Here is a 24,162-nt window from a genome sequence, read left to right as displayed (position 1 = left end):
ACTATGGGGCCCTTGCAGGACCAGATTTATATTACAAGTGTCAGGCAAGAATGTGAGAAAGATCTAGAAAATGGAAGAGCGACCCATTGGGTCGCTCTTGATTATGATTCTTTTAGAATCCAGGCGAAGGACCAGACAGCTAAGAAGCCGTCACCTCCGCCTTGGTTATGTCAGATGTTTTAACCATAAGCACCACCTCCTCTCCAGCCCCAATAGAAGCTTTAGATGAGAGTACTATAGTCCTAACAATTCGCGCCATAATTTCGTGGTCCAGTTTTTCTGAACCACTCAGTTTGAAACAAATTGATTACAACGACTTGATGAACTGGATCAAAGCAGTACGATCCGTCTTCGGAAGTTTCGCAAAATTGGATTTTGAGTGCTCGGCTTCTCCGCCGTGCCACAAAATAGCTTCTTCAATTGTACGAGCGCGACCGTCGTGCAAGAAACCCGCACGTGGATTGATTGTCTGCGTATGGCCCAAGCCCCAAAGAGGACGAGTCTTCCACTCGTTTCCTGTCGCATCGAAATCTTGGCGACCGTCAGCCAATCCCTCACCCATGTCATGCAAGAGCATGTCAGTGTAAGGATAAATTTTCTGATTTCGGAAAGCCGGATTTGCGTGATTGCCCGTTACAAAGCTAGGTTGATGACAGCTCGTACAATTCACTTGATGGAATACATTCGCACCACGGACGATTTCAGCCTCGTCGACGTTACGACGTGCAGGCACTGCCAATGTTTGCGAATAGAACACAATGTCGTCAGCCACTTCACGAGGCGCTTCAAAATTTGTCGGGCGTGTTTTACCGTTCATGAAGATATCATAAAGAACAGTTCCTAAAATACTTTCGTCAGGGAACGCATAGTTCGTTACGCCGATATCGCCACGAAGAGCACCCAAAGATTGATGGAACACAGAAGGTGTGTTGTTCTTCAAACCGAAACGACCCATTGAAACTGGATAAGGATCGTTGGCCATGCTTTTTTCAATATCAAAAACATAATTGGCTTTCCCGCTGACACCTTCGCTTGAAAGGTCACGTGCTGCCAATGCCAGGATATCAGATTCTTTGATGGCTTCGAGAAGTCCCAAACCAATCATCGGAGTTCCGATACGTGCTCCCATCTTGACGTCTTTTTCGTAAAGACGACTGCGAACTTGGCCCGTCACAGAATCAAAGTACTCGTCATAAGCGTCAGTCACTTTGAAAAGAGGTTTACGAAGTTGCACGACTTCTCCGTCAGGATAAGTGAACGTGCTCTTTTCGTATTTCATCCATACTTGCGCCTGTCCTACTCCTGGGTGATCTTCACGGGCGCCCATAGAACCTAAATGGAAAAGTTGATCTGAAAATCCTGGGACCGCTACTGGCGCTCCCCAACGATTTTGCGGCGTCTTAGGATGTTGGATGCCATCCTCGATACTGATGCGCAAAAAGACAGCTTCATTTTGTCTAAGTTGAACCCACTCTTGGCCAAAAGGAATCGCCGGCAAAGCGCCACGGCCATCTTTTGAGTGACAAGCATTGCAGCTTGTATTGTTGAAGACAGGTCCCAAGCCGAATTCAAAACGGTTGGGATCGTCAGAGAAATTTCTTTCAAAAAGGCCGTCACCACTCAAGTGTTGACGAATTTGTTCTTCTGACAAATTAGCAGCGGGGTTCCTGAAGGCTTGAACCGATTCCCCTCTAAAAAAGACAGTTGTATCGCCGCCCGATTTGATCGCGCGAACATAATCCATATCGATTTGAGGAGCCGCCAAAGCCGCTCCCCCAACCATCAAATTCAAAGCTGTTAGAATAATCCAAGCTTTCATTGATTCTCCCTATTACATATCCAAAGTTGGAAGAACTTCAGACTCAAGAACGCCATGAAGAGCATTCAAAGCATCAATAGCTTGTTGAGTACGAGCACGTCCATCTGGAGTGAAAATTGCTTGACCGAAATCGCCACCGTTAGCAGGGCGGATAGCTTGGATCAACTGCATGCAGTTCAAGATGTCTTGTTCCACACGAGCCGCCAAAGCCGCGTCCACTCTTTCAACAAGAGCTTTCACGCCAGGACCTTTTGAAGTTCTGTAGTGACCAGTGTAGATGCTGTACACAGAACGGATGTTGTTTGTGAAGTCATTCAAAGAGTTCCATGCAAATGGAGACTCAACAAGAGCCATATTTGCAGAACCGATGTCAGCGCCCAATGGATCAGACATTTTACCGTTGGCAACTTCATCCACGATACCCATCATACCTTGAACGAATTCTTCCATCACGGCTCTGTCAGATGTGTAGAATTGGTTGTCGAAACCAGGTTGGCTGATCACTTTTACGTAACCAGGAGCTGATGGATTTTCAGGATCGTGGTTTGTTGACCAAGTGTAAGCCAAAGTCGCTGCATGTTCAGCCAAAAGAGTTGAAGTCGCTTTAAGGTATTCAAATTGTTTTGGAGTCAAAGCACCCACAGGTTTTGTGTTTGAAGAAACACCGTCACCGAACAAAAGATATTCGATCGTGTGGAAACCTTGAAGATTTGTTCCCAAGGCGCGTACGAAATCAGTTGTGATAGCACGGTTTGATTTCAAAACGGCATCAAGATCCAATTTGTTCAAAGGCCAAGTATCAAGCATTGGATCAATACCCAAAGAATCTACCGGTCCGAACAAGAAAGCTTCGGAACTTTCCCAAGGAACGCGAGTGGCACGCCAAGCGGCTTGTGCTGTGTTCAAAGTTTCTTGAGTTGGGTTGGCCGCCAAAGCGTCCACCGCAGTTTTCAAGTTTGCAGTCTGTGCTGCTAGATCATTGTATGTTGCCAAGATCACGTTGTAAGAAACGTGGTTGATGATCTCTTGGTTTGTCGCTGCTTGTGCTGTCGCGCCAACAAAGGCGAAAGCTGCGACCATCAATTTAAGAGCTTTCATGGTTTGTCTCCTTATATATAGACTAATTAAAACGATCTAAATCAAAACCAAATGCGATGTTTGCCTGGTAAGTTTCTGGCAAACCATCCAATTCCGTTTTTTCACGAGAGTACTGAACCTTCATGAACGCGGCCGTATCCCACATCCACATCAAACCTGCGGATTTTTTTGTAAGGTCATAACGAGGATTTTTATTAATGTTGCCTTCCACTTCCGCGAAAGTATCAACGTGCTCACCTTTCAAATAGAACGTGAGATCTTCAAGAGCTTCATAGGACACTTGCACGCTCTCAAGACGGGCTTTTTTACCCAAAGGTGCAAACGCTTTGGGCTTTGCCAAACCACCCAATGTCGCGTTGGCTTTAGAAACTAGGTCCGAGTTTTCCAGTTCCCCTTCGATCACTTCACCTTGAATACCGAATCTTCCGTACTTGTAAGAGCCCATCAAAGTCCACAACGTCACACGTGCAGACTCTTTCATTTTATCAACTTTGTATCTGTTTCCAGTCGTGTCACCGTGATAAGCCGCAATCGCAATACCTTGACCTTTTACCACGTTCCCGAATTCAACACTGGCAACTGTCGCCAAATCATCGGCATTCATTGTTTCAAAGTGACGTTGGTAACCGCCACCAACCCAGCTGTAGGTTCTGAAGAACTCAGAGTTCAAACCTGACACAAGCCCCAAACGACCTGTGAACATTCCTGCTTTTTGTTCAACCTGAACGCCTGTCTCTGTCCAGCCCAATGGAATCATGCGAGCTTCCACATCTGAAGGAAGGATCGAAGGATAACGATGCGGTTTTGTAAGAACAGAGCCCAAAGAAATAAAGAGAGGGAACTTACCGATCTTAAGAACAGTGTTGCCCTGTTTGAAAGCCTTTTTGTAGTAAACTTCGTGAAGGACGACTTCACCGCCCTTTTCGATTTCCTGTTCAAACTCACCGAACTCTTCAAAAGGGTCAAACTCCACCGTCGAACCCACACCACCGTGCTCGATTTCAACTTCAAATTCGATTTTTGAATTTTCAGTCAGGATGTATTCACCTTCAAATGCAAATTCTGCCAAGTCCATTTGACGGCGCACGATAGGCTCTAGGTTTTGAACCGTTTTAAAAGTTTCGTGTTGGCTGAATGAGATGTAACCATAAGATTTAAATTCGAACTTAGGGAATTCACCGCGCACTTTTGGAAGTGATGTTGCAGAAGTGGCAGCAGGAGATACTTCTGATGTTGGAGCCTGAATTTCAGTTGTTGTTGTAGAGCTCTCTTGAGCGTGAACAAGGGTCGAAAAAAGAATAAGAACAAGGAATACCGATTTCATTGAAAGTGCTTCTCCGTGAGGCCCGTTTGTAGAGAAGCGTTATGAAAACGTCAAAACGGAGGCCTCTTTTCCAGGCAACTGAGAAGGACCTGAATGCCAACTGAAAATGTATTGAGAAACAATCAGGATGATCGCGGAACATCCTGATTTTGTTGAAAAAACTACTCGCTAACAGGAGGGATGAAAACCCCTCCCGCCGCCTGCGCTCCTAGTCTTTAAGTCGGCCATTCAGCTCCTTTTGGATCATAGGATACAGAACAAAGGATGCACCAAATACGATGTGCGCAGCCCAATCCCAGAACATTGGAACTTCTCGGTTCCAAATGTCCACGCCATGAAGTGTCTTCATCATAAATGGGATCAGTACATAGGGTCCGGCCATGGCAAGAACTCCAACGATCAATCCCAAACGAAGCGCTTCCTTGGAAGTTTGCACTGAAAGTCTTTTTGCCAAAAGCGAGAAGATCACGCCCCACAGAAGAGAAGGTCCCAACTGATGCAAAATAAGACCAGCTAGGATGGCTCCGATATGTAGGCCTTGCAGAGCGCTTTCACCAAATACCATCGAGCCGATAACTTGCACTGGATACAGCGGATTTTTACCCAAGAAAATCATAAATACGAGCATCACCACTACAGCCATGATGAGTCCCGCGATCTGTCCCGTAATAATTCCAGAGAGAATGACTTTTTTTTCAACGGCAGTATTTTCGGAAACTGGCGTTGTTACATTTGTGGTTTGCATAAATTCCTTCACTTGTTCAAGGTTGAGGCTCATTGCCTTTTCTCTATTTTCTGCTGTATTATATAAACAGTAAATACTGTTTAAATTGTTTAAACAGCCAGAAGGGATAAGACGATGAAGTCTCTACATGAGAATCAAAGAAAGATCTTAGAGCACCTATTGCATTGTCCAGAAGGGGCGAGTCTTGAAGAGCTCGCCACAGTTCTGAAGGTTACGAAAACCGCTGCGAAAGAACACATTATCAAGGTTGAAACTTTGGGCTATGTGACCTATGTGGATTCTAGAGGATCTGTAGGGCGCCCCAAAAGACGGTACCTCCTTTCCAATGAAGGCCATGACGTTTTTCCCAAGCAGTACTCTTGGCTCTCGAACGTCCTTCTGGAATTGCTCGCTGAAGACATGGGGGCAAAACAAGTTTCCGAAATTATGAATAAGCTCGCGGGCAAAGTTGCAAACTCAATGCAGGCAAGATTCGAGAATTGCACATCAACGGCGGACCGCTTACGAGAGCTGACGAAAACACTGAACGAACTCGGTTATCGTGCGACTCTTAAGCAAAGTGATTTGCGCAAAGGAGCCGTTATTGAAGCCACGAATTGTGTTTATCATTCCGTAGCGAAACAACATCCCGAGCTTTGCCAATTCGATATTCGTTTTATTAGGAATGCGACGGGGCTTAATAATGTGAAACTTGAAAGCTGCATTGCCAGAGGAGGCTCGGTGTGTCGCTTTTGTATCCGGAAATCTACTTAGTCAGCTCTTGCATAAGTTCGTGGATCGATAACTCTTGAAGATGTCCGACACCTTCACCGGCCCAGAGAGAAAGAAAATCCGTCTGTCCTTTTTCTAAAGCGTGTTTACGCAGAACCTGGGTCAGTGAGTTTTGCAGAGGATAATCCGGAAGATGTTCCTGAAGAGGTTCCAGCTCTTTCATAAAACGATTTTCAACGCCACGGGCCCAGCGGCCTGAAAAGGATTTTGTAAGAACCGTAGAGCCCTCAGGGCTCGTAAGCAGTTTCTTTTTAAATTCGGGAGAAGCGCTACTCTCTTTACAAACTAGGAACGCCGTTCCCACTTGCACGCCCGAGGCACCTAACTGTCGTGCTTTATGAACACCCTCCGCATTGATGATTCCTCCCGCAGCGAGAACAGGGATATGAACATGATCTACCAATTCATCGACAAGATCCCACACTCTCACAAGTGGAAACTTTCCGTCGAGGAAAGAACCTCGATGCCCACCGGCTTCGGAACCTTGAGCGGCAATGGCATCGCAACCTTGTTGTTCCAGAAAAAGGCCCTCTTCAAGGCTCGTCGCCGTTCCGATTATAAAAATCCCTTGGGATTTGAGTGCCTGCATTTTTTCTGCGGATAAAAAACCAAAAGCAAAACTAAAAACAGGTACTTTTTCTTCTAAGACCACTTGGAATTGTTTTTCAAAAAGCTGTTCATCCCAGAAGAGTTTGGGTTCGGCGGAAATTCCCAGTTCCTGATGATATTTCAGAAGAATCTTTTTGCTCTCTTCAATCTTGGTCTGATCCAAAGTGACAGGTGTCGGGATAAATAAATTCACCGCAAACGCTTTTGACGTGAGTTTTTTGACTTCACGAATCTGTTCCCGCAGCGATTCTGGAGATAGATAACCCGCACCAATAGAGCCTAGGCCGCCCTCTTCACAAACTGCTGCAATAAAAGAAGGTGGAGTAAATCCACCTGCCATCGGAGCTTGTATAACTGGAAAGAAAGGGAGCTTTAAACGCTCTTGCAGAGATAATTTCATTTAAATAGAAATTTAAAACGGGGGACTTTTTCGCCTTGAACGTCAACAGGCTCAGACCACATGTGCACAGGACGACACCAAAGACGCCCTAATGAATTATTATAAAGAGCTTCATACAAAACCACGTCTTCCAAAGTTTCACTGTGTTTGCCAATACCGATCACGCGGTATTGTTTTCCCTTGTAGTGCTGATAGATGGCTCCGGGAATAATTTCTTGCTCATTGTTTGATGCCATAAATATTTCTCGTTTTATTTTTTTAAGTGCGACTTTTCTTTTTGATAAAGATCCAAGGCCTCTTTGATGATGTGATACGTTTTTTCAGTATCAAGGAAGCCTTCCACTTCGACCTTCTTATTCTCAAGGCCCTTGTAGATTTCAAAAAAGTTTTTGATCTCGCGCATTTTGTGCGGAGGTAAATCCTTGATGGAAAAGATATCAGCCATCTCTGGATCATCGGCATGGACGGCAATCACTTTATCGTCCGCATCGCCTTGATCGAGCATGCGCATGCATCCAATGGGACGAGCCCGCATCAAGGACATCGGATAAACCACAGCTTGTCCCAAAACCAGAATGTCGAGGGGATCTCTATCACCACAATAAGTTTGCGGAATAAATCCGTAGTTCGCGGGATAGTGGACAGAGCTATAAAGAACGCGGTCCACTTTAAGAAGTCCGGATTTTTTATCAATCTCGAACTTTGTTTTTGAACCAAGGGGAATTTCTATCAGGGCCGTTACCATCTCTGGAGGATTTTCACCTGGTTCTAGATCATGCCATGGGTTCATAAAAACTTCCTTACTTCAAAGCTTCAAGATGTTTGATAATCTCACTTTGGATTTGTTTCATTTCAGCTTCAGAACGACGTTGCGCTCTTTTAAAATCCAAATCAGGAATCGACCAAGCCGGGATCAGATGTAAATGATAGTGAGGCACTTCAAAACCCGCCACCATTTGCCCTACACGCGGAGAACCTGACGCTTTCAAAATAGCCTTTCCGATTTTTTGCGAAACCTTGTGCAAATGAGCATAAGTTTCTGCAGGCACTTCGGTCCAGTGATTGATTTCTTCTTTGCAGATCACCAAAGTGTGGCCCAAGTTCACTTGATCCAAAGCCAAGAACGAGAGAACACGATCATCTTCATAAATTTTGTAACTGGGAAATTCACCACTAATGATCTTTGTAAAAACTGAGGCCATTTTTTATCTCCTTCAAATACGGCAGGTTTATTATGGTAAGGGCCTGAAAGCCGAGCAAGCGATAACATGTCCCGCAGTGAGACGTTGGACCAGAGTTCCATAGTTCTTCAACACTTGCCATCGAGAATAGAAAATGAGGAACTACTCTTGACATGGTAGGCTAACAATATGACGAACATTTTTCTACTTGAAGACGACCCTATCGTCGGTAAAGCGATTCAACTGCAACTCGAACTTGAGTCTTACAAAGTGGAGTGGGCACAAAATTTAAACGAGGCCAGAAAGAAAATGTCCTTGGCATCGTCCACCGACTTATTTCTTTTGGATGTAAATCTTCCTGATGGTAATGGTTATGAGTTTTGTCAGTGGCTTCGCGAAAATGGTTCGACAAGTCCAATTATTTTTCTGACGGCACGAACTGACGAAGAAAGTGTCGTGCGCGGTTTTGAAGAAGGTGCCAACGATTATATCCGTAAGCCCTTTAGCCAAAAAGAGATGATCGCGCGAATCAAAAACCAGCTTTCTGACAAAAAACCCTCTTTGGACCTGGTGCGCTTTGCCGGACTCACTTTGATTAAAAATCAGCAAGTGCTTAAGTACGGAGAGTCTTTGATCAGCTTGAACCGTCGTGAGTTCGAAATTCTCACCGCCTTCTTTGAACATCCCGAAACTATCGTCACTCGTGAGCAGTTGATTGATCGCTTAGCTTCAGGAGAAGAGATCTTTGATCGCACGGTGGATTCCCATATCAGTCACATTCGTTCAAAGTTACAAAAAAATGGAATCAAAACCGTGAAAATCAATTCCGTCTATGGTCAGGGCTATCGCCTTGAGAAAGCGGTATGATCACAAAACCCCTTTTCAGGAAGAACTACATCATCTTTGCCTCCATCGTCTTGGTCTTCATCGTGGTGGCCATTTCTGCTTCCTGGATTCTGACAAGCTTTGAAAGAGATCGTATGTTCATGGGACCCGCAGCAATGAATCAAACCTTGCTCAAGGCCTTTGACGAAGATCCTTTCAAAGCCATCGTTAAACTCAATGATTTTTCGAAAAAGTCGGGACTGGAAGGACATGATCTTGTCGATGCACAGGGAATAAGCCTGCTTTCGGGGAAAAAAGTTTTGCCTCGTTCTTTGAGTGCGGACCAACTTTCTCAACTGCAAAAAGAGTCGATGATTTCCCTCGGGAAACAGTCGTTTCCGGCTCCTCCTCTTGTGATTTCCAAAACTAACAAAGACGGTGTTTTCCTATATAGCCGCATTGGTCCTCCGGGAAGAAAGCCCCCCATTGGCCCTTTCGTGACTTTGCTGGCTTTGATCACCTGCGTTTTGATCTCTATTGGTGTTGCACTCTTTTACCAGTTCTCAAAATATCGCGAACGTTCTGTTGAGGCTTTGGCAGTTCTTTCAGCCTTGCGTGAAGGAAATCTGTCAGCTCGGCTTCCGCAAAAGAAGTTTGATGAGTTATCTCCGTTAATTGAAGCCTTCAATCAAATGGCGGGTGATCTTGAGTTGATGGTGGATCAACTTCGTAAAGCCGACACCACTCGCCGTCAGCTTTTGCAAGATTTGGCTCATGATTTAAGAACACCTTTGACGTCGCTCAGAACCTTCCTTGAGACCTTGCAGATCTCCGGTCAAAAACTAAGCGAAGAAAAGCGGCAGGAAGTTCTCTCTCTGTGTTTTTCTGAAGTGCAGTACTTTGGAAAACTGGTGGAGGATCTTCTTTTTCTCGCACAAATCACCGAACCCAAATATTCGTTGGGAACAGAACGCATTGATTTGCGTGATAAGGTGACAGAACAGCTTATCGTTTTTAAAGAACGCTCCCCCCATATACGCTATGAGGTTGTGACTCGCGGAAATAATTTTGAGATCATGGGCTCGTCGAAACTTTTGGATCGACTGCTACGCAATGCTTTTGAAAACTCTTCGTCTTTTACTAAATCTAAAATCTCGGTGGAAATTTCTGAGAGCGAAAATCAGATTTCTGTTTCACTCTTAGACGACGGCCCCGGATTTACTGCGAAGGCGTTAAGTGAATTTGGGCATAAGAAAGCCAGCCGTGTTTTAATTGGCGACTCTGCAAGCCAACGTATTTCAGTGGGTATTGGCTCTGTGATTATGAAAGAAATTGCTCAACTGCACTCGGGAACCCTGAGTGCCGAGAATATCTATAGTGACAATCTCGTCGTCGGCGCAAAAGTCTCAGTTTCGTTCAAGAAGTCCTAGTCTTTTTTACTTCCACATTCCCTCCATAGTTCTTGGCTATCCTAAGATCACCAAGAAGGTGGTCTTATGCTTCGTAACACTGCAATCATTTTTGTTTTATTCTTGCCGCTGACTTCATTCGCGCAATCGTCGATGTGGGGCTCAGGCCTTTACGGTGGAATGCAAAGTTGCCCCTATCAAACTCGTGTCGGCAACGGTGCAACGAACATTGATGATGGAACGAAGGAAATTCAAGCCGAAATCAGTGAAGCCCAAAAACAATTGAAGGCCAAAAAGGCGGAACAGAAAAAACTCTCTAAGGCCATGGAAAAATCCCGTAAAGACGTGGAAGAAGTGGTCACAGAAGATTTCACCGAGGTCGTGTTTGAACATATTGAGAACAATCGCACCTGCCGTTCTTACAAAGGACATAAAAGCAATCAAAACCAAACGGAAGATCGAGCTTCTGTCGAAGGCTCCGAAGGAACCATTGCGATCACTCCGCAAACCAATGGCGACATTGTCAGTTCCGTCGAGATTCGTGCTTTCACAATTCCTGAGTGGAATGTGCTCTGTGATGAGAACAAAGCTGGTTCTGTCGCGGCCCTTGTCTGTGACGGAGCCCGCTTTCGTCAGGCCGACAAAGGACGTGCAACAGCTCAAGATTGTAAAAAGGGTCTAAGCGATTATCGCAAAAGTCATGCGCAGTTTAATAAATTACAAAGAGAGATCGAACGCCTGGAAAACAGCATTGCAAGAAGCAAAGATGCTTTGAAGGATGCTAAACAAGAAGCTCAAGATGCGCAACGTGAGCGCATGTTAGGAAAAACAGAAGGCGATGTTTGTATCGAATGTATGCAGCAAGGTAACGGTTATTCATATCAAAAACCGCAAACGGATTGGGCTTCGGTTGTGGGCAATGTCGCTCTAGGGTTAGGCTCTGTGTACATGGGTTATAAAACGAATCAGATGGTGGCGGAATCAAACGCCAGTCTGGGTTGGCCGACGAATCCTTACGCCTCTGTCGGATATGGTTATGGATTGGGTGCCATGGCGACAGGCGTTTCCCAGGCTCTTGGGGGTGGCAGTGGAATTTATGGATCGATTAGTGGTGGAATGGGCTCCGGCAGTTTCGGTTGCGCCGGAATGAATGGTGGCGCCATGGGAATGATGGGACCTTACGGCGGAATGAATGGCAATGGCATGTGGGGAAATCCTTACGGTATGGCGGGCATGGGCACAATGGGAGGAGGAATTTTTAATTCCGGAATGGGTCCATGGGGAATGAATGGAATGTATGGCGGAATGAACGGGATGATGGGAACCATGATGGGTGGCTATGGCAATATGATGGGCAGCATGATGGGCATGGGAAATATGATGAGTATGGGTGGCGTCATGGGTTACCCCGTGGGTTCAATGATGGGAATGGGAACAATGACCGGATCCATGATGGGGAATATGATGGGCGGAGTTCTCGGCATGAATGGAATGGTGGGCATGGGAACGATGATGGGTTACGGCAACATGATGGGATCTATGATCGGCTATGATTCGACATCTCTTCAATATCAACAGCAGATGATGCAAATGCAGATGCAACAATATCAAAGCTACATGCAGTATCAGCAGCAGTACCAACAACAAACCATGCAGAAATATCAAGCTGTCTCATCCCTCCAGCAAGAAATGTATTCTTTGATGGCAAGAATTCAGCAGATTCAATATGGCTACGGAACTTCGGGTTATATTGGCAGTACGGGCACTCTAGGTACGACGGGATATTATTCAACATATCCCACCTCGTCAGTGATCACCCCCCTTCCTGGCAGTACTTCGACAACGACAATCTCAACCATTCCGGCAAGTCGTTAATTATTCACGAACACAAGGAGCCTACCAGGCTCCTTGTCTCAAAAGTCTTCTTCCTTGATTGTAAGTATCATCGACAAAGCGAAGCACTCCGTCTGAACTCAACTGCGATGTTAAGAAAGCCATATACACCGGCATGGATTGTTTCAGAGCGACTCGGGTTTCTGTCTCTAAAACTTCTCCTGGTTTTGCCATGTATCTTTCTATCATCTCTCGGGTCCATGGAGTTCCCTGCAATAGATATTCAGCTAAATCCAAGGGACGCTCCATCCGCACACAACCAGAACTCAATAAGCGTTGTGGTTCTGCAAAAAGCTCTCGCTGATTGGTGTCGTGCAAATAAATCGCGTAAGAATTCGTCATCATAAACTTCAGAACACCCAGCGCATTCATATAGTTAGGTTTCTGGCGAATATAGATTTGCTCATCCATATTAGGATCTAAATTCTGCCAATCTATTGTTGTTGGATCAATTCGTTGCGTAAAGGAGTGATTCCAAACTTCATAATTGCGTGTTTGGAAATAATTTGCGACCTCCCAAGGCGGCAAATTACGAATTTCCTCCACCTTGTCCTCGCGGAAAATAGTCGGAGGCACAACCCAGAATGGATTGATCACAATATACACGATCTTATCCTTCATTGTGGGAGACTTACGAGCCGCCCGCCCGTTGATAGTTCGAAAACTCATTGTGTAAAGAGAGCTGCCGGTTTTATCCACCAAACTGAAATAGGCCATGGCGAGGTTGATAAAAATATAGCGATCTTCAAAATTTTGCGGGAACCAACGCAGTTTTTCCAAATCCAGACGCACCTGACGTGCGCGATCTTGACAGGAAACATTCAGATACTTCCACGTTTTTCCATTCGGAGAAATTTTGCCGTCCGGTTTTATTTTTAACATCCACTGCACGTCATTCACCGCTGCGACAGTGGCTTCATCAAAAATCTCATCGACGGAAGGCACGTTGTATCCCAACTGACGCAGGCGATTTTTCATGGCGGGCAACGCCGCATTGGCTCCTCCAGGTTTGATTTCTTTTTTTACCGCTGGCAAAGGTTCCCACTGCCCTTGATTACAGTAGTCCGTTAACTTGCGCAGGGATTCTTTGAGTGCAATGTAAGGAGCTATTTGCGGAGCCAAACTTTCCAAGAGGGGCGTCGCCTGATTGCCACTTGCCAAAAGAAGAACTTTTAGTTGAGGAGCTGTCAGAAAAATTTTTCGCTTCAACTTCACATCAACTCCCATCGACTCGGGATTGACGACTCCTAAGGAAATATCCTTTAACAGGCGAAGATAATTTTCATTGGCTTGAGTTTTCAAAAGAGGATTCGCGGAGCCACCTTGCTGGTATAATTGCTCCATGTTATCTGACCAGTACGATTTGGGATTAAGCCCATGACTCACCACCCCCAACATCGTGGTACGCAGATCATCTAAGCCTAAAGCATCAATGACCTCGAGATATTCTGCTGGTTTAGATTGAGCATTTCCAAAACTTGAAAGTGCTAAGGCCACAACGACAACAATGATTCGAAACGTCTTCATAGTCCCTCCTCATGTCTTACTGCTATTCAAATTTTGTCCCTGTATTTCTTGGTTGAGGAGACCTGCCTAGGCCGCAGGTTATGAACATTTCGAAAAGAAAATAAATCCCCTGCGTTTTCGCAGAGGATCTAGTGCTTAAGAACATTTCTATAAACTCAGATCTATCGAACTTCTTCGATGGAAAACCACGTTCTCGTATCATTTGGAATAGTGACGGTTCCGGCACCATTCGGGCCAAAAGTCATTTCCAAGTAGTCTCCCGTTGTAACAACGACAGGACTCGAACAAAAACTTGTGATATACGGAGTCGAGTTCGTGTGCCCTTCATTTAATTGGTGTGGAAGTCCGGGAGCAAAGGCTCCGTTTTTGTGGATACCTGCACCGATCATTCCACTTCCCGTAGTAAAATATCCGTAAGCATTGCCACACAGGCGAACCAGAGTGACTCCTGCAGGGATCGTGAATCGTGTCGGAGAATCCGCATTCCAAAAACTGCCCGTATCATAGATAGCCACATTCCAAGATATTGGAGTGACAGCGGTCGCACTAGTTCCTGCGTTGAGGGCGATTAAAGCTCTTTTCGCGGCGCCAGGATAGGCTGTTGTTTGAGTTGTCGAATCTGGATACCTGACTCCTCCAGAAGTTGATTCAATAGTTCCTGCAACAGAAAGTTTTTGTCCTGGAGTTGAGGTTCCAATCCCTACATTTCCACCAGGTAAAATGGTCATTCTTGGTCCTTGCGAACCAGAATCTCCCGTGTGGTCTTCCCAAAAACTCAACTGATTTGTCACATCATGCAAAATACTCCAACGATCGTTTTGGCTAGTACCCAAATTGACTCCGGCCTGCTTACCGTTATCCACGTATAAGCGAATCACTCCGTCTGCTGTGGCAGGAGCACGAATATCCAAGTTCGTTTGCGGAGAGGTCGTTCCAATTCCCACATTGCCAGCGAAAGCACTGTTGCCCCCTCCTACTTGCAATGCCAAAGGATTTGTAATCGTGACGTTAGAGCCCGCGGTTGGACCGCTTGCAATATATAATGTTGAAGCATCCGTGATTGTTTGTGCACTGGAAGCCGCAAAAGTATGTGTCCCAATCGAGGCTACGGTTCTTGCAGCAATGGCTCCAGATCCTGTTGTATCTGTTGAAGTGACTCCAGGAATATAAAGATGTGATCCTTGTGTTGTCCAAGATGCTGCAGAATAAGCGCTGCCACCTATTTGCAATATTGAGATCGGAGAATTCGTTCCGATTCCCAAATTCCCTGCTGAAGTTAAACGCATGCGCTCTGTATTTGTCGTTGAGTTTAAAGGTGTCGTTTGAAAATACAAATCTGTTCCCGCAGCTGCCCCAGAAAAATCTTGTGCTGCTTCCGCCCAGATCGAAGCGCCCATTTTATAATCGCCAACTGTATTTGAACTTCCGTTAAACGCCACAGCCCCAAGAGCTTCACCTGATTTCATCACGGCACTGGTGCCTGTGGTGCCGCGCATATTGGTTAAATTAATAGAGGGACTTCCGGCAGCACCGACAGCAGGAGATCCTGCATAGTTCACAACATTCAGAGCCGGATAACGAGCCGTTGTCGTGGAGGTGTTTTCAGAAACAACAGACATATTGGCATCCGCATCAGCTTTATACAAACTCATGTCATACCAAGAAAGAGCCTGAGTTCCGAAACCAACACTTCCACCACTTAGAATCGTCATACGTGTGACGTTGTTCGTTTTGACTACAAGATTTCTAGCGTCATTTGTTCCCAAGGTCGCATTCGCACCAAAAGAGTTTCCACCTTGTTTAAAATAAGTCGTATCGTAGGCGCCTGATGGCAAATCAGCTACGGCAAGAGTACGGAATGTTGGTGCGCCTGCAGAACCATTCGGAGCTGCTAAGAAAGTATTCGCTGATTTAGAAGCGTAAGTGATTGCTGCATCTCCAATAGCAATGGAAGTACAAACGAAACCACCAGCCGGTGACACAAATGTCAGAGTTTGTGCCGCTGTACAAATAGGAAACTGAGTGTAATCAGGCTTGCCACTTAAAGATGTCGAAAGACCCGTCACATCAGCCACAGCAATAGCACTGTTCACCCAATTTGTGCCGTTGTATTTTAAATACTGTGAACTTGTTAACGACGAAATCGAAAGAGCCGTTCCACTTAACTTGCTTACCGCCGGATTTGGATATGTGCCCGACAAATCTCCGCCGGCAGATCCCGTGGGAGGAGCTCCCGTCGCCGCAATCGTGATGGCACCATTTCCATTCGTGATATTAATACCACTGCCCGCTGTCAAAGTAGACTTTGTCAGTGTATTTCCCGAGGAGTTACCAATAAGAAGTTGACCATCGGTGAAGGAACTTTGACCTGTTCCTCCTTGCGCTACTGCTAAAACTCCTGAAGCGATTGTACTGGCATTGACATTCAGCGTGACCGAACCTGTCGTTCCTCCGCCTGTTAAGCCTGTACCTGCGACAACTCCCGTGATCGTCCCTCCAGCATCAGAAGGTAACGTGGCTGGCGCCCACTTCGTTCCATTCCACTGCAAAACTTGATTCGCCGTGGGTGCCGTTGTATCGACAGGACTATTTTGCAAGGCCACAACTTTTGCAGCGCCAATAGATCCTGTGACATCACCTGCAAGTCCGACGTTGATCGCCTGACATTGGAAATTTCCTGAAACAGAATTCCAATACATCGTTTGACTCACGGAACAGCTCGCAGACGAAACGTAACCGTTGAAAGCGGCTTGTGTAAGATAAGAACTCAGTGAAGCACTTAAACCGCTGACATCTGCAGTTCCAATCGTTGCTGCTCCCCAAGCAGTGCCATTAAATTTTAAAAACTGCCCATTTGTAGGAGTTGTTGAGCTTACTCCCACACCTTGCAAGGCAACGACCGTAGGACCAGGATAGGTTCCGCTCAAATCCCCGCTTGCTGTAGAGCCCGCCTGCAGTGCATTCACCAAACGTGCATCATTACCTGCCGCAACAGTATTAGCCGTTGTTCCGACATTCAAAGTCAGCATCGGTGTCGACGTGTTATTGATGATTGTTAGATAAGAGTTTGCTGAAGACACATTTGTGACAGTTCCTCCGCTTGCTCCTGCCACGGCCGCACAAGTTAAAGCCGATCCATCCCAACTGAGAAACGTACTGGCCCCGCAAGTAGGAATTCCTGTCTTAAGAATAAAATCTGAAACCGTGTTATTGCCCAGCTTCGCTGCTGACAGGGCAAAGCCTGCATAGGGCACCGAGCGCACAGTCGAGTCCGGGGAAATTGTTTTCCATCCCGTCCCGTCATGAAACTTCACTCGCAACTTACGAACATCGTCCACTTGCGGAGTGAAAGGAGAACTCCCATCACACGTCAGTGTGCCCGTATTCTTAAAAGCATCCAGCAAAGTGAATGTTCCATTTCCCGGATAGCTTTGTGCTCCCAAAGCGCCAATCGGCACATCGAATACGCCGCCTGAGTTGACCATGTTGATGCCATCGACTTGTTCACGAAACAATACACAAAGACCATCGGGGCTTGTGATTTCAAATTGAAAACTCACACTGTTGTATTCAAGAGGACTGCCATCAGATTTCAAGATGCGACCTTGATAGGTCAATGAACTTGGAGCCGCATGAACGATCATCGCAGAGAAAAAAGAAAAACCTAAAAATATCAGGACACGTACAAGATTATACATACCTAACTTATCGGTATTTCTAGGACTATTCTTGATAAGATGAGAGCTTCAAATCGGGATACTGGACTTTACTCTAAGACGAAATAAGAGAGTTTCTTGGGTATTGTACAAAATAAAAAGGCTGACCTTGCAGTCAGCCTTTTTTTAGGAACCGATGTTCCCTATCTTTGGTTCGCGGGAACCCATTTTAGGCCTTCTTTACCAGCCCATTTTCCACGAGGACGGTAGATGCGGTTGTTAGCATATTGCTCAAACGCATGTGCGCACCATCCGGAAATACGAGAAGCTGCGAAGATTGGTGTGAACAAATCAGTCGCAATACCCATAGAGAAGTAAACCGTCGCAGAGTAGAAATCCACGTTCGGCATCAAACCTTTTTCATTGAACATAGTATCGTCAATCAAAGTCGACATTTCGTACATATGGTGAATACCAGCTGCTTTAGTCAACTTGTCAGACATACCACGCAAGATACGAGCACGAGGGTCGCCGTTTTTATAAACGCGGTGACCGATACCCATGACTTTTTCTTTCGCAGCCAAAGCGTCTTTCACGAATTGTTGTGCTTTCTCCATGTTGCCGATTTTTTGCAACATCAAGATCACTTGTTCGTTAGCACCACCGTGAAGAGGGCCTTTCAACGCGCCAATCGCAGAAACGATCGCAGAGTGAAGATCAGACAAAGAAGAAGCCGTCACGCGAGTTGCAAATGCAGAGCAGTTCAACTCATGGTCCGCGTGAAGGATCAAGCAAGTGTCCATCACTTTTACGTGTTCAGCATTAGGCTCTTTACCACCGCCCAACATGTACATCATGTTCCAAGCGATAGACTTATCCGTTTTCGGAGTTACAGGCTCTTGACCTTTGCGGATCGCATCGAATGCGCAAAGAAGAGTTCCCATTTTCGCCGTCAGACGAACAGATTTTTTCAAGTTCGCCGCTGCGGAATTATCATTCGCATCAGAATCCCAGTGAGCCATCAAAGAAACCGCTGTACGCAACCAACCCATTGGGTGAACGTTCGTTGGAATTCCTTTAAGAACTTTGATGAAATCAGGGCTCAACGCCATTTCTTTATGAAGTTCAGCAGAGAAAGTTTGCAGCTCAGCCGCTGTTGGAAGCTTGTCGTTCCAAAGAAGGTAAGTAACCTCTTCAAATGTAGAATTCGCAGCCAAATCGTCAATCGTATAACCACGGAAATTTAGAGAATCACCGACGATAAAAGAAACTTTCGTCGTGCACGCAACAACGCCTTCCAAACCCTTGTCCAAGGCGCCTTCGTAAATATTTACTTCAGCCATTGTAGTGTCCTTTCTGACTTTCAATATAACATTCTACTCATAACAACAATTTCAACAACAAGTCACCCTCAAACCCTACAAAAGCCGCAAGGCAAACAAGATGAAAATGCGATCGATGCTCAAGTCGGAGACGAGGACTTCTAAAACTGAGAGAGGGCTTGGGAATTTACTTCCGAGACCAAACCTCTGCGGGGCCCGGACGGCCCCAAGCCCGGTCTTAGTTCTTAGCAAGCTTGATGACTCGGTCTTTGACTTCCGTGACGATGACGGTTTGATCGCGAACGGGATCGGTTTTGCCGGAGTATTTTTCGTTGGCGTAAAGGATTTCGTTGCGGAGTTCGTGCACACCTTGTTTAGCAGCGCGAGAAATCGCCTCTGAAAGACCATGGCCTCCCCAATTGACCCCTAAGGAGTTCTGGGACATTTTCAAACCTTCGGTGGCAAGAACCACGCGGTCGCGGGGGTTGAGCTGGATCGTACGACTTTGAGGCTCCGTGTTATAATCCTTGCCTAAGCTCGGACCCGTTGGCAGAAGTTCCACCAAAGAATCCTGACCATAGACTTGCAAAAAGCCATCGATGACACCCACGGAACAATACTGCATTTCGTAACTGCGGCGATCAACAACACCATAAAAGATGCTGGCTTTGTCGTCATTTTGGATGGAAGGCACGACTTCTTTCGCCAAGAGAGAAACAACTTTGTGTGCTTCAAGCCCCCGACGCGCTTCCATTTGCGAAGAAATTTTAATGATCACCGAAAGCAGCATCGAGGACAAAGAATAACCGCTGGCACTGGAAATCAAGATTCCGAATTTCAATTTGTCTTCATGCTCAAAAATATCAAAGTAGTCCCCACCAGAGCGAGTGCCGGGCAAAAACTTCGTGCTAAATTCAAAACCTTGAACATTGGGAAGCTGAGTAGGAGATAAAAACTTTTGTAAAGTCTGCGCCAATTTCAATTCTTGGCTGACCTGATTGATCATTTTTTCCAAAGCGTGATTGGCCTTGGTCAATTCCAAGCGATAACGATGAAGTTCTGCATCCTTCACCGCCAGTTCGTGTTCCAACTCTGAAATACGTTCTTTCAAATCATTTTCGTTTGCCATGCCCTCACATTCTAAAGGCAGCAAAGAAGGGTGTCACCCTTTTCAGACCTTGAGACTTTGGTCGAGGGCCGCAAGCTGTTGCTCTTCGAGCTTCAAGCGAGCTTGAATGTGCTCCGGCACTTGGCCTTCTTTTAAAGAATGAAGGCCCTGCAAGTGATAGCGAATTTCACTCAGTCTTTTATGGACTTTGTCTTTAGCCCACGTCATGGCGTGAGGAGATAGAAGTTCAAACTCCATCCATGAGGCTGGGAAATATTTTGCGTCTTGCAGCTCATCGACTTTTGCAAGACTGCCAAAATGCCCCCACACCATTTGCGCGATAAATTGGAAAACTAAAATCACCGCAAACAACATCACAAACTGCAAACTCTTATCCTGGAAAGAGGACAAGTCGGAAGAAAATCCAAGATAGAAAAGATTGCGCGCTTCTCCGGCTACTAAAAATCCAATGAGCACTCCGAGAATAGAAACCATCGAAAGCTGAAAACCAATTCTGCGACAATCTTGATTCAAACTGCGACTGCGCCACCAGAACAACAGCATGCGCGCGATTCTTTCTCCCGCAACCAGCGCCAAGGCCCCGTTGAAAGAAAGAGTGTTCGTCAGAAGCAATGACAAAGCTAAAGCCAAAGACCAAAACTCCACTTGCACAATAAAACTCATCACAATACTTGCGATTAAAATTCCCAAGACGGCCCCGAAGCGGCCATCAGCTAAAAAGAAAGCCAAATCACTTTGCCCTAAAATCGTCTGCACAACTGTGGAGTTTCTTAACATTGTTTCGCCACCAATAAGAAAAACACCTGTGACAAAAACCCACTTCAAAAGCAGTTTTGCCTTCGGAGCTTTCCACATACCGATCAATCCCAATGCACAAAGACCTAATAAAAAGAAACCGTTAAAACTTAAAAACAAAAGTCCCAGAATTAAAACCCACCAAGCACCCAAAGTACTAAGACACATGATAAGGTTGCTGGCGCGAAGACTTAAAATTCTAAGATTGTACAAAGCCAAACCCGTATAAAGGGATCTTTGCGGGGAGGCCTCTAGTACCACAACATCCAAAGTGCGCACGAACATTTTTGCCGTGCTCACTTCAAAACCTTTTTCAAAAAAGTTCTTTTGCAAGTTCGCAAAGAAAGCCGCCGCGTGCTTTTGTGATTCTGTAAGACCGAACATCATCAAAACAAAACTACCCAACCACATAAGTATCATAGCGAACCACCTTTCCCTCGTAAGAGTGACGGACTCCTGGCAATAGTTCTTCTGCGTGCATTGGGCGCTTCACCACAACACGCTGTACGGGCCACGTCAGAGCTTCTTTTAAAACTTCAGAGGCGTCTTCATCATGACCGACGAGATCACGGAAAACGACCATCTCTTGCTTCGGCAACGCCGATTTCTTTTTATGTGGATACATGGGATCAAAGTAAATAGCATCCACCGCAAGTTTGCCTTTGTTCTCTTTTAAGAACTGCAAACTGTCGGCGAAGTATAATTGATAAGACTTCAAATAGTCTTTTTCAGTGCGAGCAAAGGCCTCTTTCAAAAGAGCATACAAAACGGGAGAACGCTCCACCCCCATCACCTCAAATCCCAATTGTGTCAGAAAAACACTGTCCACCGCCAAGCCCACAGAAAGATCCAGAACTTTGCGATAGCCTTTCGCCACACCCAAGGCCTTGGCGATAAGTTCATTTTTCCCACGATGACCTTTGCGTTCGTAATCCAAATGATTTTTATCGAAATCAATTTCTAACAAACGCTTTTCTTGATCGCGCACATAAACTCTTCCGTCTTCCACATGAAAATGAAAAAAGAAATCCGCTGAGTTCGCGGGATTCACCGGACACTTAAAAAAATCAGCCCAAACCTGCGCTTTTTCGAGCGCTTCCGGTGTCGCGATGATGCAAATTTTAGATACTACTGAAGCAGATACCACAGACATTCAAACACCCAAAGGCCTATGGTCAGCAAAAAAAGTTGAAAGCCCGAACGGAAAACACCGCGAAGCTCACTGCCTACGGGGCTTGAAAGATTCTTAAGTTTGTAGACGAAAATCACCGACAAAATAAAAAGAGCGATGGAAAGATAAAGGCCCCAATAGAATCCCGCATAGAGCAAGTGATAAGCCAAGTTGAAAACGACAAAAAGGCCCCACCATGCTGCAAGCAAACGACGGGATTTATCAAAGCCCAACCAATTCACTGTATTGGTAAAGCCTGCTTGCGCGCTCGGAAGAATGTTCATGAAGTTTCTTAAGTGCACGACAAAAAGAACAAGCCAACCCCATACACAGCCCAACCAGAAAATCTCGTCGTCAAACCCCGCACCCATCGCCAATTGATAGCCAACAGTAAGCAAAGGTCCGAGCATCAAGAAAAGAGCAAACTCTCCGCCGATTTGGTATTTGAAAGAGTTCTGTTTTTTAAACTGCGCCCACAATCCCACAACAAGACTGAGAGCAATAACTCCGGCAATCACCGGAAAAGCAATGACCAGAGGAATGGCACTCAAAACCGAGAGCGCTAAAAGAATACTTGAGTACGACTTCACCTGAGCTGCCGTCACCCAACCATTCTGAATCGCGCGACTGCCGCTTTTTTCTAAAACACGATCCACGCCTTTAAGATGGTCCATGTAGTCGTTGCGCAAGTTCACGGCCATAAAAGCCAAAAGAACTCCAAGAGTCGCAATCACTGTCGTCACTGGATCAATAACCGTGTTATCAGCGATATTTTTTGTCAGAGTCAAAAAGAGCGGAACCAGAATCAATAAAAAACTGCGCGCTTTAAAAGTCTTCAAAAGAACTACAAGCGATGAAGGACGAGAAAGAGTTTTTAAAGGAACCACACGAAAGGTCACGGTCTCTGAAGCCGAATTGACGTTGAGAGTTTGCAAAGGCAAAGCTCTTTTGTCTTTGGCAAAAGTCCCCATCAAATAAGCTTCGAACTCCGGTGAGTTTTTAGAGAGCGTGATCAGTTCACTCACGAAGGCTTCCTTCTCCAGTAAAGAATCTCTGTCAAAGGACGAAGTTGCTCGATGAGTTTTTCTTCTCCCGGTTTCAAGAATGTTTTCAGACGGTCCAAATGATGATTGTACATTTGGATCAAGCCTTTATTCATTTCATCAAACTCCAGAAGTTTTTGATCGAACTGCGCTTTGCCGCCAATGTTCGCATAGTACTCTTCCAACGTTTTGCTTTTCACGATGCTGTCGATCTCTTGACGAGAACGGCCTTTGCAAACATAAGCACCGAAAGAATTCAAATAACCCGATTTCAAATCGCCCAAGATGGCTTTGCCTTCATCGTTACGGATGTCGTAATCCAAAAGGTCGTCACTGCGTTGGAACAGTTGTCCCAATAACGTGCCCATCTCTTCCAAAATACGATGAAGTTCTTCGTCGTATCTCTCACTCGCGATAAATGGAGCCCGAATACACCACTTAAACAAACTCGCCGTTTTCAAATTGTGAATGCGATCGAGTTGTTCCAAGGTCACGAAGAAATCGCCAACAACGGAGTCTTGCAACCACTCCCCTTCCAGCAAATCGGAAATCACTTCGGCTGTGTATTGAACAAGTTTTATATTGCCGTGACCCGAAAGATTCACCATCACACGCGCCAGCAAATAATCGCCCGCAAGAACAGCGTACTCGGGAGTGTACTTCAACCACGCTGCTGTTTTGCCACGGCGAAGATGGGAACGGTCAATCAAGTCATCATGCAAAAGAGACGCATTGTGAATGAACTCGATTGTTTGTCCCAAAAGAAGTTCCGCTTTAGGATCGAGCGAAAGATTTGCACCCATCATGCGAATCAACTTCGCACGAAAACCTTTACCACCTGCAAAGAGGTCGTCATAAAGCTTGTTCAGCTTGGGCAGATAGGCCGGAAAATCCTTTGGATCATAGACTTTAAGATCAATGACACTTCGCTGCAATTTTATCTCCTGGAGAGGCCTTAACTTCGCGATTTATCTGCTTGCTGTCAAGGGCTCTTCCCTCTTAAAGTTCCGGGCATTATGAATAAAGTCTTCCGTACAAAAAAGACCCTGACATTCCGAGAAGCCGACCCGGCGGGAATCATGTTTTTCGGGAATATTTTCGCCATTGCCCATGATGCGTTTGAAGAGTTCATCGTGGCCGCGGGGTATACTTACCAGGAATGGTTTGGCCAGACTGACTACCTGATTCCGATCCGCCATACTGAGGCAAACTTCCTTTCTCCCTTCCGTCCCGGTGAAACTTATGAGATTGCGGCCTCGGTTGCGAGCATTGGCCAGACGTCTTTTAAAGTGAAGTACGTTTTTTCGCAGAAAGACAAAACCCATGCTATTGTAACTATGGTTCACGCCGTGGTTGACGGAAAGACTATGCAAAAAGCAGAGTTGCCTTCTATATTGAAGACACGCATTGAACCTTATTTAGAGTCGACTGTTCAGGGTTAGGAA

General features: G+C 45.7%; 21 protein-coding genes. 5 read left to right on the top strand and 16 right to left on the bottom strand.

What is annotated here, in order from left to right:
* Nucleotides 1–307: 307 nt before the first annotated feature.
* From ACL934_RS03135 to ACL934_RS03120, 4 genes are all read right to left on the bottom strand, one after another.
* Nucleotides 308–1,819, bottom strand: a complete 1,512-nt coding sequence (locus tag ACL934_RS03135) for a di-heme oxidoredictase family protein (RefSeq protein WP_374077587.1) — start codon at nt 1,817–1,819, stop codon at nt 308–310.
* A gap of 12 nt (nt 1,820–1,831) precedes the next feature.
* Nucleotides 1,832–2,917 (bottom strand): imelysin family protein, encoded by a 1,086-nt coding sequence (locus tag ACL934_RS03130; RefSeq protein ID WP_374077585.1) that lies wholly within the window; start codon nt 2,915–2,917, stop codon nt 1,832–1,834.
* Nucleotides 2,918–2,939: 22 nt separating this feature from the next.
* Nucleotides 2,940–4,241, bottom strand: coding sequence for a hypothetical protein (locus tag ACL934_RS03125; protein ID WP_413613053.1), 1,302 nt, complete (start codon nt 4,239–4,241; stop codon nt 2,940–2,942).
* Between the two features lie 208 nt (nt 4,242–4,449).
* The gene (locus ACL934_RS03120; protein ID WP_374077581.1) at nt 4,450–5,019 is read right to left on the bottom strand and encodes a hypothetical protein; all 570 of its coding nucleotides are present in this window, start codon (nt 5,017–5,019) and stop codon (nt 4,450–4,452) included.
* A gap of 81 nt (nt 5,020–5,100) precedes the next feature.
* Here ACL934_RS03120 and ACL934_RS03115 point away from each other — a divergent pair, with 81 nt between their 5' ends.
* Nucleotides 5,101–5,739 (top strand): helix-turn-helix transcriptional regulator, encoded by a 639-nt coding sequence (locus tag ACL934_RS03115; protein ID WP_374077579.1) that lies wholly within the window; start codon nt 5,101–5,103, stop codon nt 5,737–5,739.
* On the opposite strand, the gene ACL934_RS03110 is transcribed toward ACL934_RS03115, so the two are convergent.
* The 4 genes from ACL934_RS03110 to ACL934_RS03095 are packed head-to-tail and all read right to left on the bottom strand — an operon-like array spanning nt 5,732 to nt 7,968.
* Entirely contained in the window at nt 5,732–6,766 is a 1,035-nt protein-coding gene (locus tag ACL934_RS03110) for an NAD(P)H-dependent flavin oxidoreductase (RefSeq protein WP_413613052.1), read from the bottom strand. The genes ACL934_RS03115 and ACL934_RS03110 overlap by 8 nt on opposite strands.
* Nucleotides 6,763–7,002 carry a DUF1653 domain-containing protein gene (locus ACL934_RS03105; protein WP_374077575.1) on the bottom strand — a complete coding sequence of 80 codons (240 nt, stop codon included), beginning with the start codon at nt 7,000–7,002 and terminating at the stop codon, nt 6,763–6,765. The genes ACL934_RS03110 and ACL934_RS03105 overlap by 4 nt, the downstream gene beginning before the upstream one ends.
* 14 nt (nt 7,003–7,016) lie before the next feature.
* Nucleotides 7,017–7,556 (bottom strand): inorganic diphosphatase, encoded by a 540-nt coding sequence (locus ACL934_RS03100; RefSeq protein WP_374077573.1) that lies wholly within the window; start codon nt 7,554–7,556, stop codon nt 7,017–7,019.
* Between the two features lie 10 nt (nt 7,557–7,566).
* Entirely contained in the window at nt 7,567–7,968 is a 402-nt protein-coding gene (locus tag ACL934_RS03095; protein WP_374077571.1) for an HIT family protein, read from the bottom strand.
* Between the two features lie 168 nt (nt 7,969–8,136).
* Here ACL934_RS03095 and ACL934_RS03090 point away from each other — a divergent pair, with 168 nt between their 5' ends.
* The 3 genes from ACL934_RS03090 to ACL934_RS03080 all read left to right on the top strand — a co-directional run bounded on the left by ACL934_RS03090 (nt 8,137) and on the right by ACL934_RS03080 (nt 12,056).
* Nucleotides 8,137–8,814, top strand: coding sequence for a response regulator transcription factor (locus ACL934_RS03090; RefSeq protein WP_374077569.1), 678 nt, complete (start codon nt 8,137–8,139; stop codon nt 8,812–8,814).
* Nucleotides 8,811–10,202 (top strand): histidine kinase dimerization/phospho-acceptor domain-containing protein, encoded by a 1,392-nt coding sequence (locus ACL934_RS03085; protein WP_413613051.1) that lies wholly within the window; start codon nt 8,811–8,813, stop codon nt 10,200–10,202. The genes ACL934_RS03090 and ACL934_RS03085 overlap by 4 nt, the downstream gene beginning before the upstream one ends.
* 66 nt (nt 10,203–10,268) lie before the next feature.
* The gene (locus ACL934_RS03080; RefSeq protein WP_413613050.1) at nt 10,269–12,056 is read left to right on the top strand and encodes a hypothetical protein; all 1,788 of its coding nucleotides are present in this window, start codon (nt 10,269–10,271) and stop codon (nt 12,054–12,056) included.
* A 21-nt stretch (nt 12,057–12,077) separates the two neighbouring features.
* Here the strand turns inward: ACL934_RS03080 and ACL934_RS03075 are convergent, their stop codons facing one another.
* The 8 genes from ACL934_RS03075 to ACL934_RS03040 form a co-directional block, all read right to left on the bottom strand.
* Complete coding sequence (locus tag ACL934_RS03075; RefSeq protein WP_413613049.1) at nt 12,078–13,601, bottom strand: L,D-transpeptidase family protein; 1,524 nt, start codon at nt 13,599–13,601, stop codon at nt 12,078–12,080.
* A gap of 161 nt (nt 13,602–13,762) precedes the next feature.
* Entirely contained in the window at nt 13,763–17,299 is a 3,537-nt protein-coding gene (locus ACL934_RS03070; protein WP_413613048.1) for a beta strand repeat-containing protein, read from the bottom strand.
* 161 nt (nt 17,300–17,460) lie between these two features.
* Nucleotides 17,461–18,600: a citrate synthase gene (locus ACL934_RS03065; RefSeq protein ID WP_413613047.1), complete on the bottom strand. Its 1,140-nt coding sequence runs from the start codon at nt 18,598–18,600 to the stop codon at nt 17,461–17,463.
* A gap of 217 nt (nt 18,601–18,817) precedes the next feature.
* Nucleotides 18,818–19,708 (bottom strand): PP2C family protein-serine/threonine phosphatase, encoded by an 891-nt coding sequence (locus ACL934_RS03060; RefSeq protein ID WP_374077559.1) that lies wholly within the window; start codon nt 19,706–19,708, stop codon nt 18,818–18,820.
* Nucleotides 19,709–19,750: 42 nt separating this feature from the next.
* On the bottom strand, nt 19,751–20,923 hold the full coding sequence (locus ACL934_RS03055) for a hypothetical protein (protein ID WP_413613046.1): 1,173 nt from the start codon (nt 20,921–20,923) through the stop codon (nt 19,751–19,753).
* A complete protein-coding gene (locus ACL934_RS03050) occupies nt 20,901–21,656 on the bottom strand; it encodes a class I SAM-dependent methyltransferase (protein ID WP_413613045.1) in 756 nt (251 codons plus the stop codon). Before ACL934_RS03050 ends, ACL934_RS03055 begins: the two co-directional genes overlap by 23 nt.
* On the bottom strand, nt 21,632–22,699 hold the full coding sequence (locus tag ACL934_RS03045; protein WP_413613044.1) for a prenyltransferase: 1,068 nt from the start codon (nt 22,697–22,699) through the stop codon (nt 21,632–21,634). Before ACL934_RS03045 ends, ACL934_RS03050 begins: the two co-directional genes overlap by 25 nt.
* Complete coding sequence (locus tag ACL934_RS03040) at nt 22,696–23,652, bottom strand: polyprenyl synthetase family protein (protein WP_374077552.1); 957 nt, start codon at nt 23,650–23,652, stop codon at nt 22,696–22,698. The genes ACL934_RS03045 and ACL934_RS03040 overlap by 4 nt, the downstream gene beginning before the upstream one ends.
* A gap of 81 nt (nt 23,653–23,733) precedes the next feature.
* On the opposite strand from ACL934_RS03040, the gene ACL934_RS03035 reads away from it, so the two are divergent.
* A complete protein-coding gene (locus ACL934_RS03035) occupies nt 23,734–24,159 on the top strand; it encodes an acyl-CoA thioesterase (RefSeq protein ID WP_413613043.1) in 426 nt (141 codons plus the stop codon).
* The last annotated feature ends 3 nt before the right edge of the window (nt 24,160–24,162 follow it).

This window comes from Bdellovibrio sp. HCB-110, from assembly GCF_047323225.1.
Classification (GTDB): Bacteria; Bdellovibrionota; Bdellovibrionia; order Bdellovibrionales; family Bdellovibrionaceae; genus Bdellovibrio.
Note: the sequence above shows the minus strand (reverse complement) of the source record. Positions and strands in the feature narration are given on the sequence as shown.

What these genes read in the sequence shown, in the direction of transcription:
- ACL934_RS03055 (WP_413613046.1), bottom strand. Translation starts at nt 20,923, where the DNA reads ATGATACTTATGTGGTTGGGTAGTTTTGTTTTGATGATGTTCGGTCTT.
- ACL934_RS03105 (WP_374077575.1), bottom strand. Translation starts at nt 7,002, where the DNA reads ATGGCATCAAACAATGAGCAAGAAATTATTCCCGGAGCCATCTATCAG.
- ACL934_RS03110 (WP_413613052.1), bottom strand. Translation starts at nt 6,766, where the DNA reads ATGAAATTATCTCTGCAAGAGCGTTTAAAGCTCCCTTTCTTTCCAGTT.
- ACL934_RS03120 (WP_374077581.1), bottom strand. Translation starts at nt 5,019, where the DNA reads ATGAGCCTCAACCTTGAACAAGTGAAGGAATTTATGCAAACCACAAAT.
- ACL934_RS03085 (WP_413613051.1), top strand. Translation starts at nt 8,811, where the DNA reads ATGATCACAAAACCCCTTTTCAGGAAGAACTACATCATCTTTGCCTCC.
- ACL934_RS03135 (WP_374077587.1), bottom strand. Translation starts at nt 1,819, where the DNA reads ATGAAAGCTTGGATTATTCTAACAGCTTTGAATTTGATGGTTGGGGGA.
- ACL934_RS03125 (WP_413613053.1), bottom strand. Translation starts at nt 4,241, where the DNA reads ATGAAATCGGTATTCCTTGTTCTTATTCTTTTTTCGACCCTTGTTCAC.
- ACL934_RS03095 (WP_374077571.1), bottom strand. Translation starts at nt 7,968, where the DNA reads ATGGCCTCAGTTTTTACAAAGATCATTAGTGGTGAATTTCCCAGTTAC.
- ACL934_RS03065 (WP_413613047.1), bottom strand. Translation starts at nt 18,600, where the DNA reads ATGGCTGAAGTAAATATTTACGAAGGCGCCTTGGACAAGGGTTTGGAA.
- ACL934_RS03115 (WP_374077579.1), top strand. Translation starts at nt 5,101, where the DNA reads ATGAAGTCTCTACATGAGAATCAAAGAAAGATCTTAGAGCACCTATTG.
- ACL934_RS03090 (WP_374077569.1), top strand. Translation starts at nt 8,137, where the DNA reads ATGACGAACATTTTTCTACTTGAAGACGACCCTATCGTCGGTAAAGCG.
- ACL934_RS03070 (WP_413613048.1), bottom strand. Translation starts at nt 17,299, where the DNA reads ATGTATAATCTTGTACGTGTCCTGATATTTTTAGGTTTTTCTTTTTTC.
- ACL934_RS03050 (WP_413613045.1), bottom strand. Translation starts at nt 21,656, where the DNA reads ATGTCTGTGGTATCTGCTTCAGTAGTATCTAAAATTTGCATCATCGCG.
- ACL934_RS03035 (WP_413613043.1), top strand. Translation starts at nt 23,734, where the DNA reads ATGAATAAAGTCTTCCGTACAAAAAAGACCCTGACATTCCGAGAAGCC.
- ACL934_RS03130 (WP_374077585.1), bottom strand. Translation starts at nt 2,917, where the DNA reads ATGAAAGCTCTTAAATTGATGGTCGCAGCTTTCGCCTTTGTTGGCGCG.
- ACL934_RS03100 (WP_374077573.1), bottom strand. Translation starts at nt 7,556, where the DNA reads ATGAACCCATGGCATGATCTAGAACCAGGTGAAAATCCTCCAGAGATG.
- ACL934_RS03080 (WP_413613050.1), top strand. Translation starts at nt 10,269, where the DNA reads ATGCTTCGTAACACTGCAATCATTTTTGTTTTATTCTTGCCGCTGACT.
- ACL934_RS03075 (WP_413613049.1), bottom strand. Translation starts at nt 13,601, where the DNA reads ATGAAGACGTTTCGAATCATTGTTGTCGTTGTGGCCTTAGCACTTTCA.
- ACL934_RS03060 (WP_374077559.1), bottom strand. Translation starts at nt 19,708, where the DNA reads ATGGCAAACGAAAATGATTTGAAAGAACGTATTTCAGAGTTGGAACAC.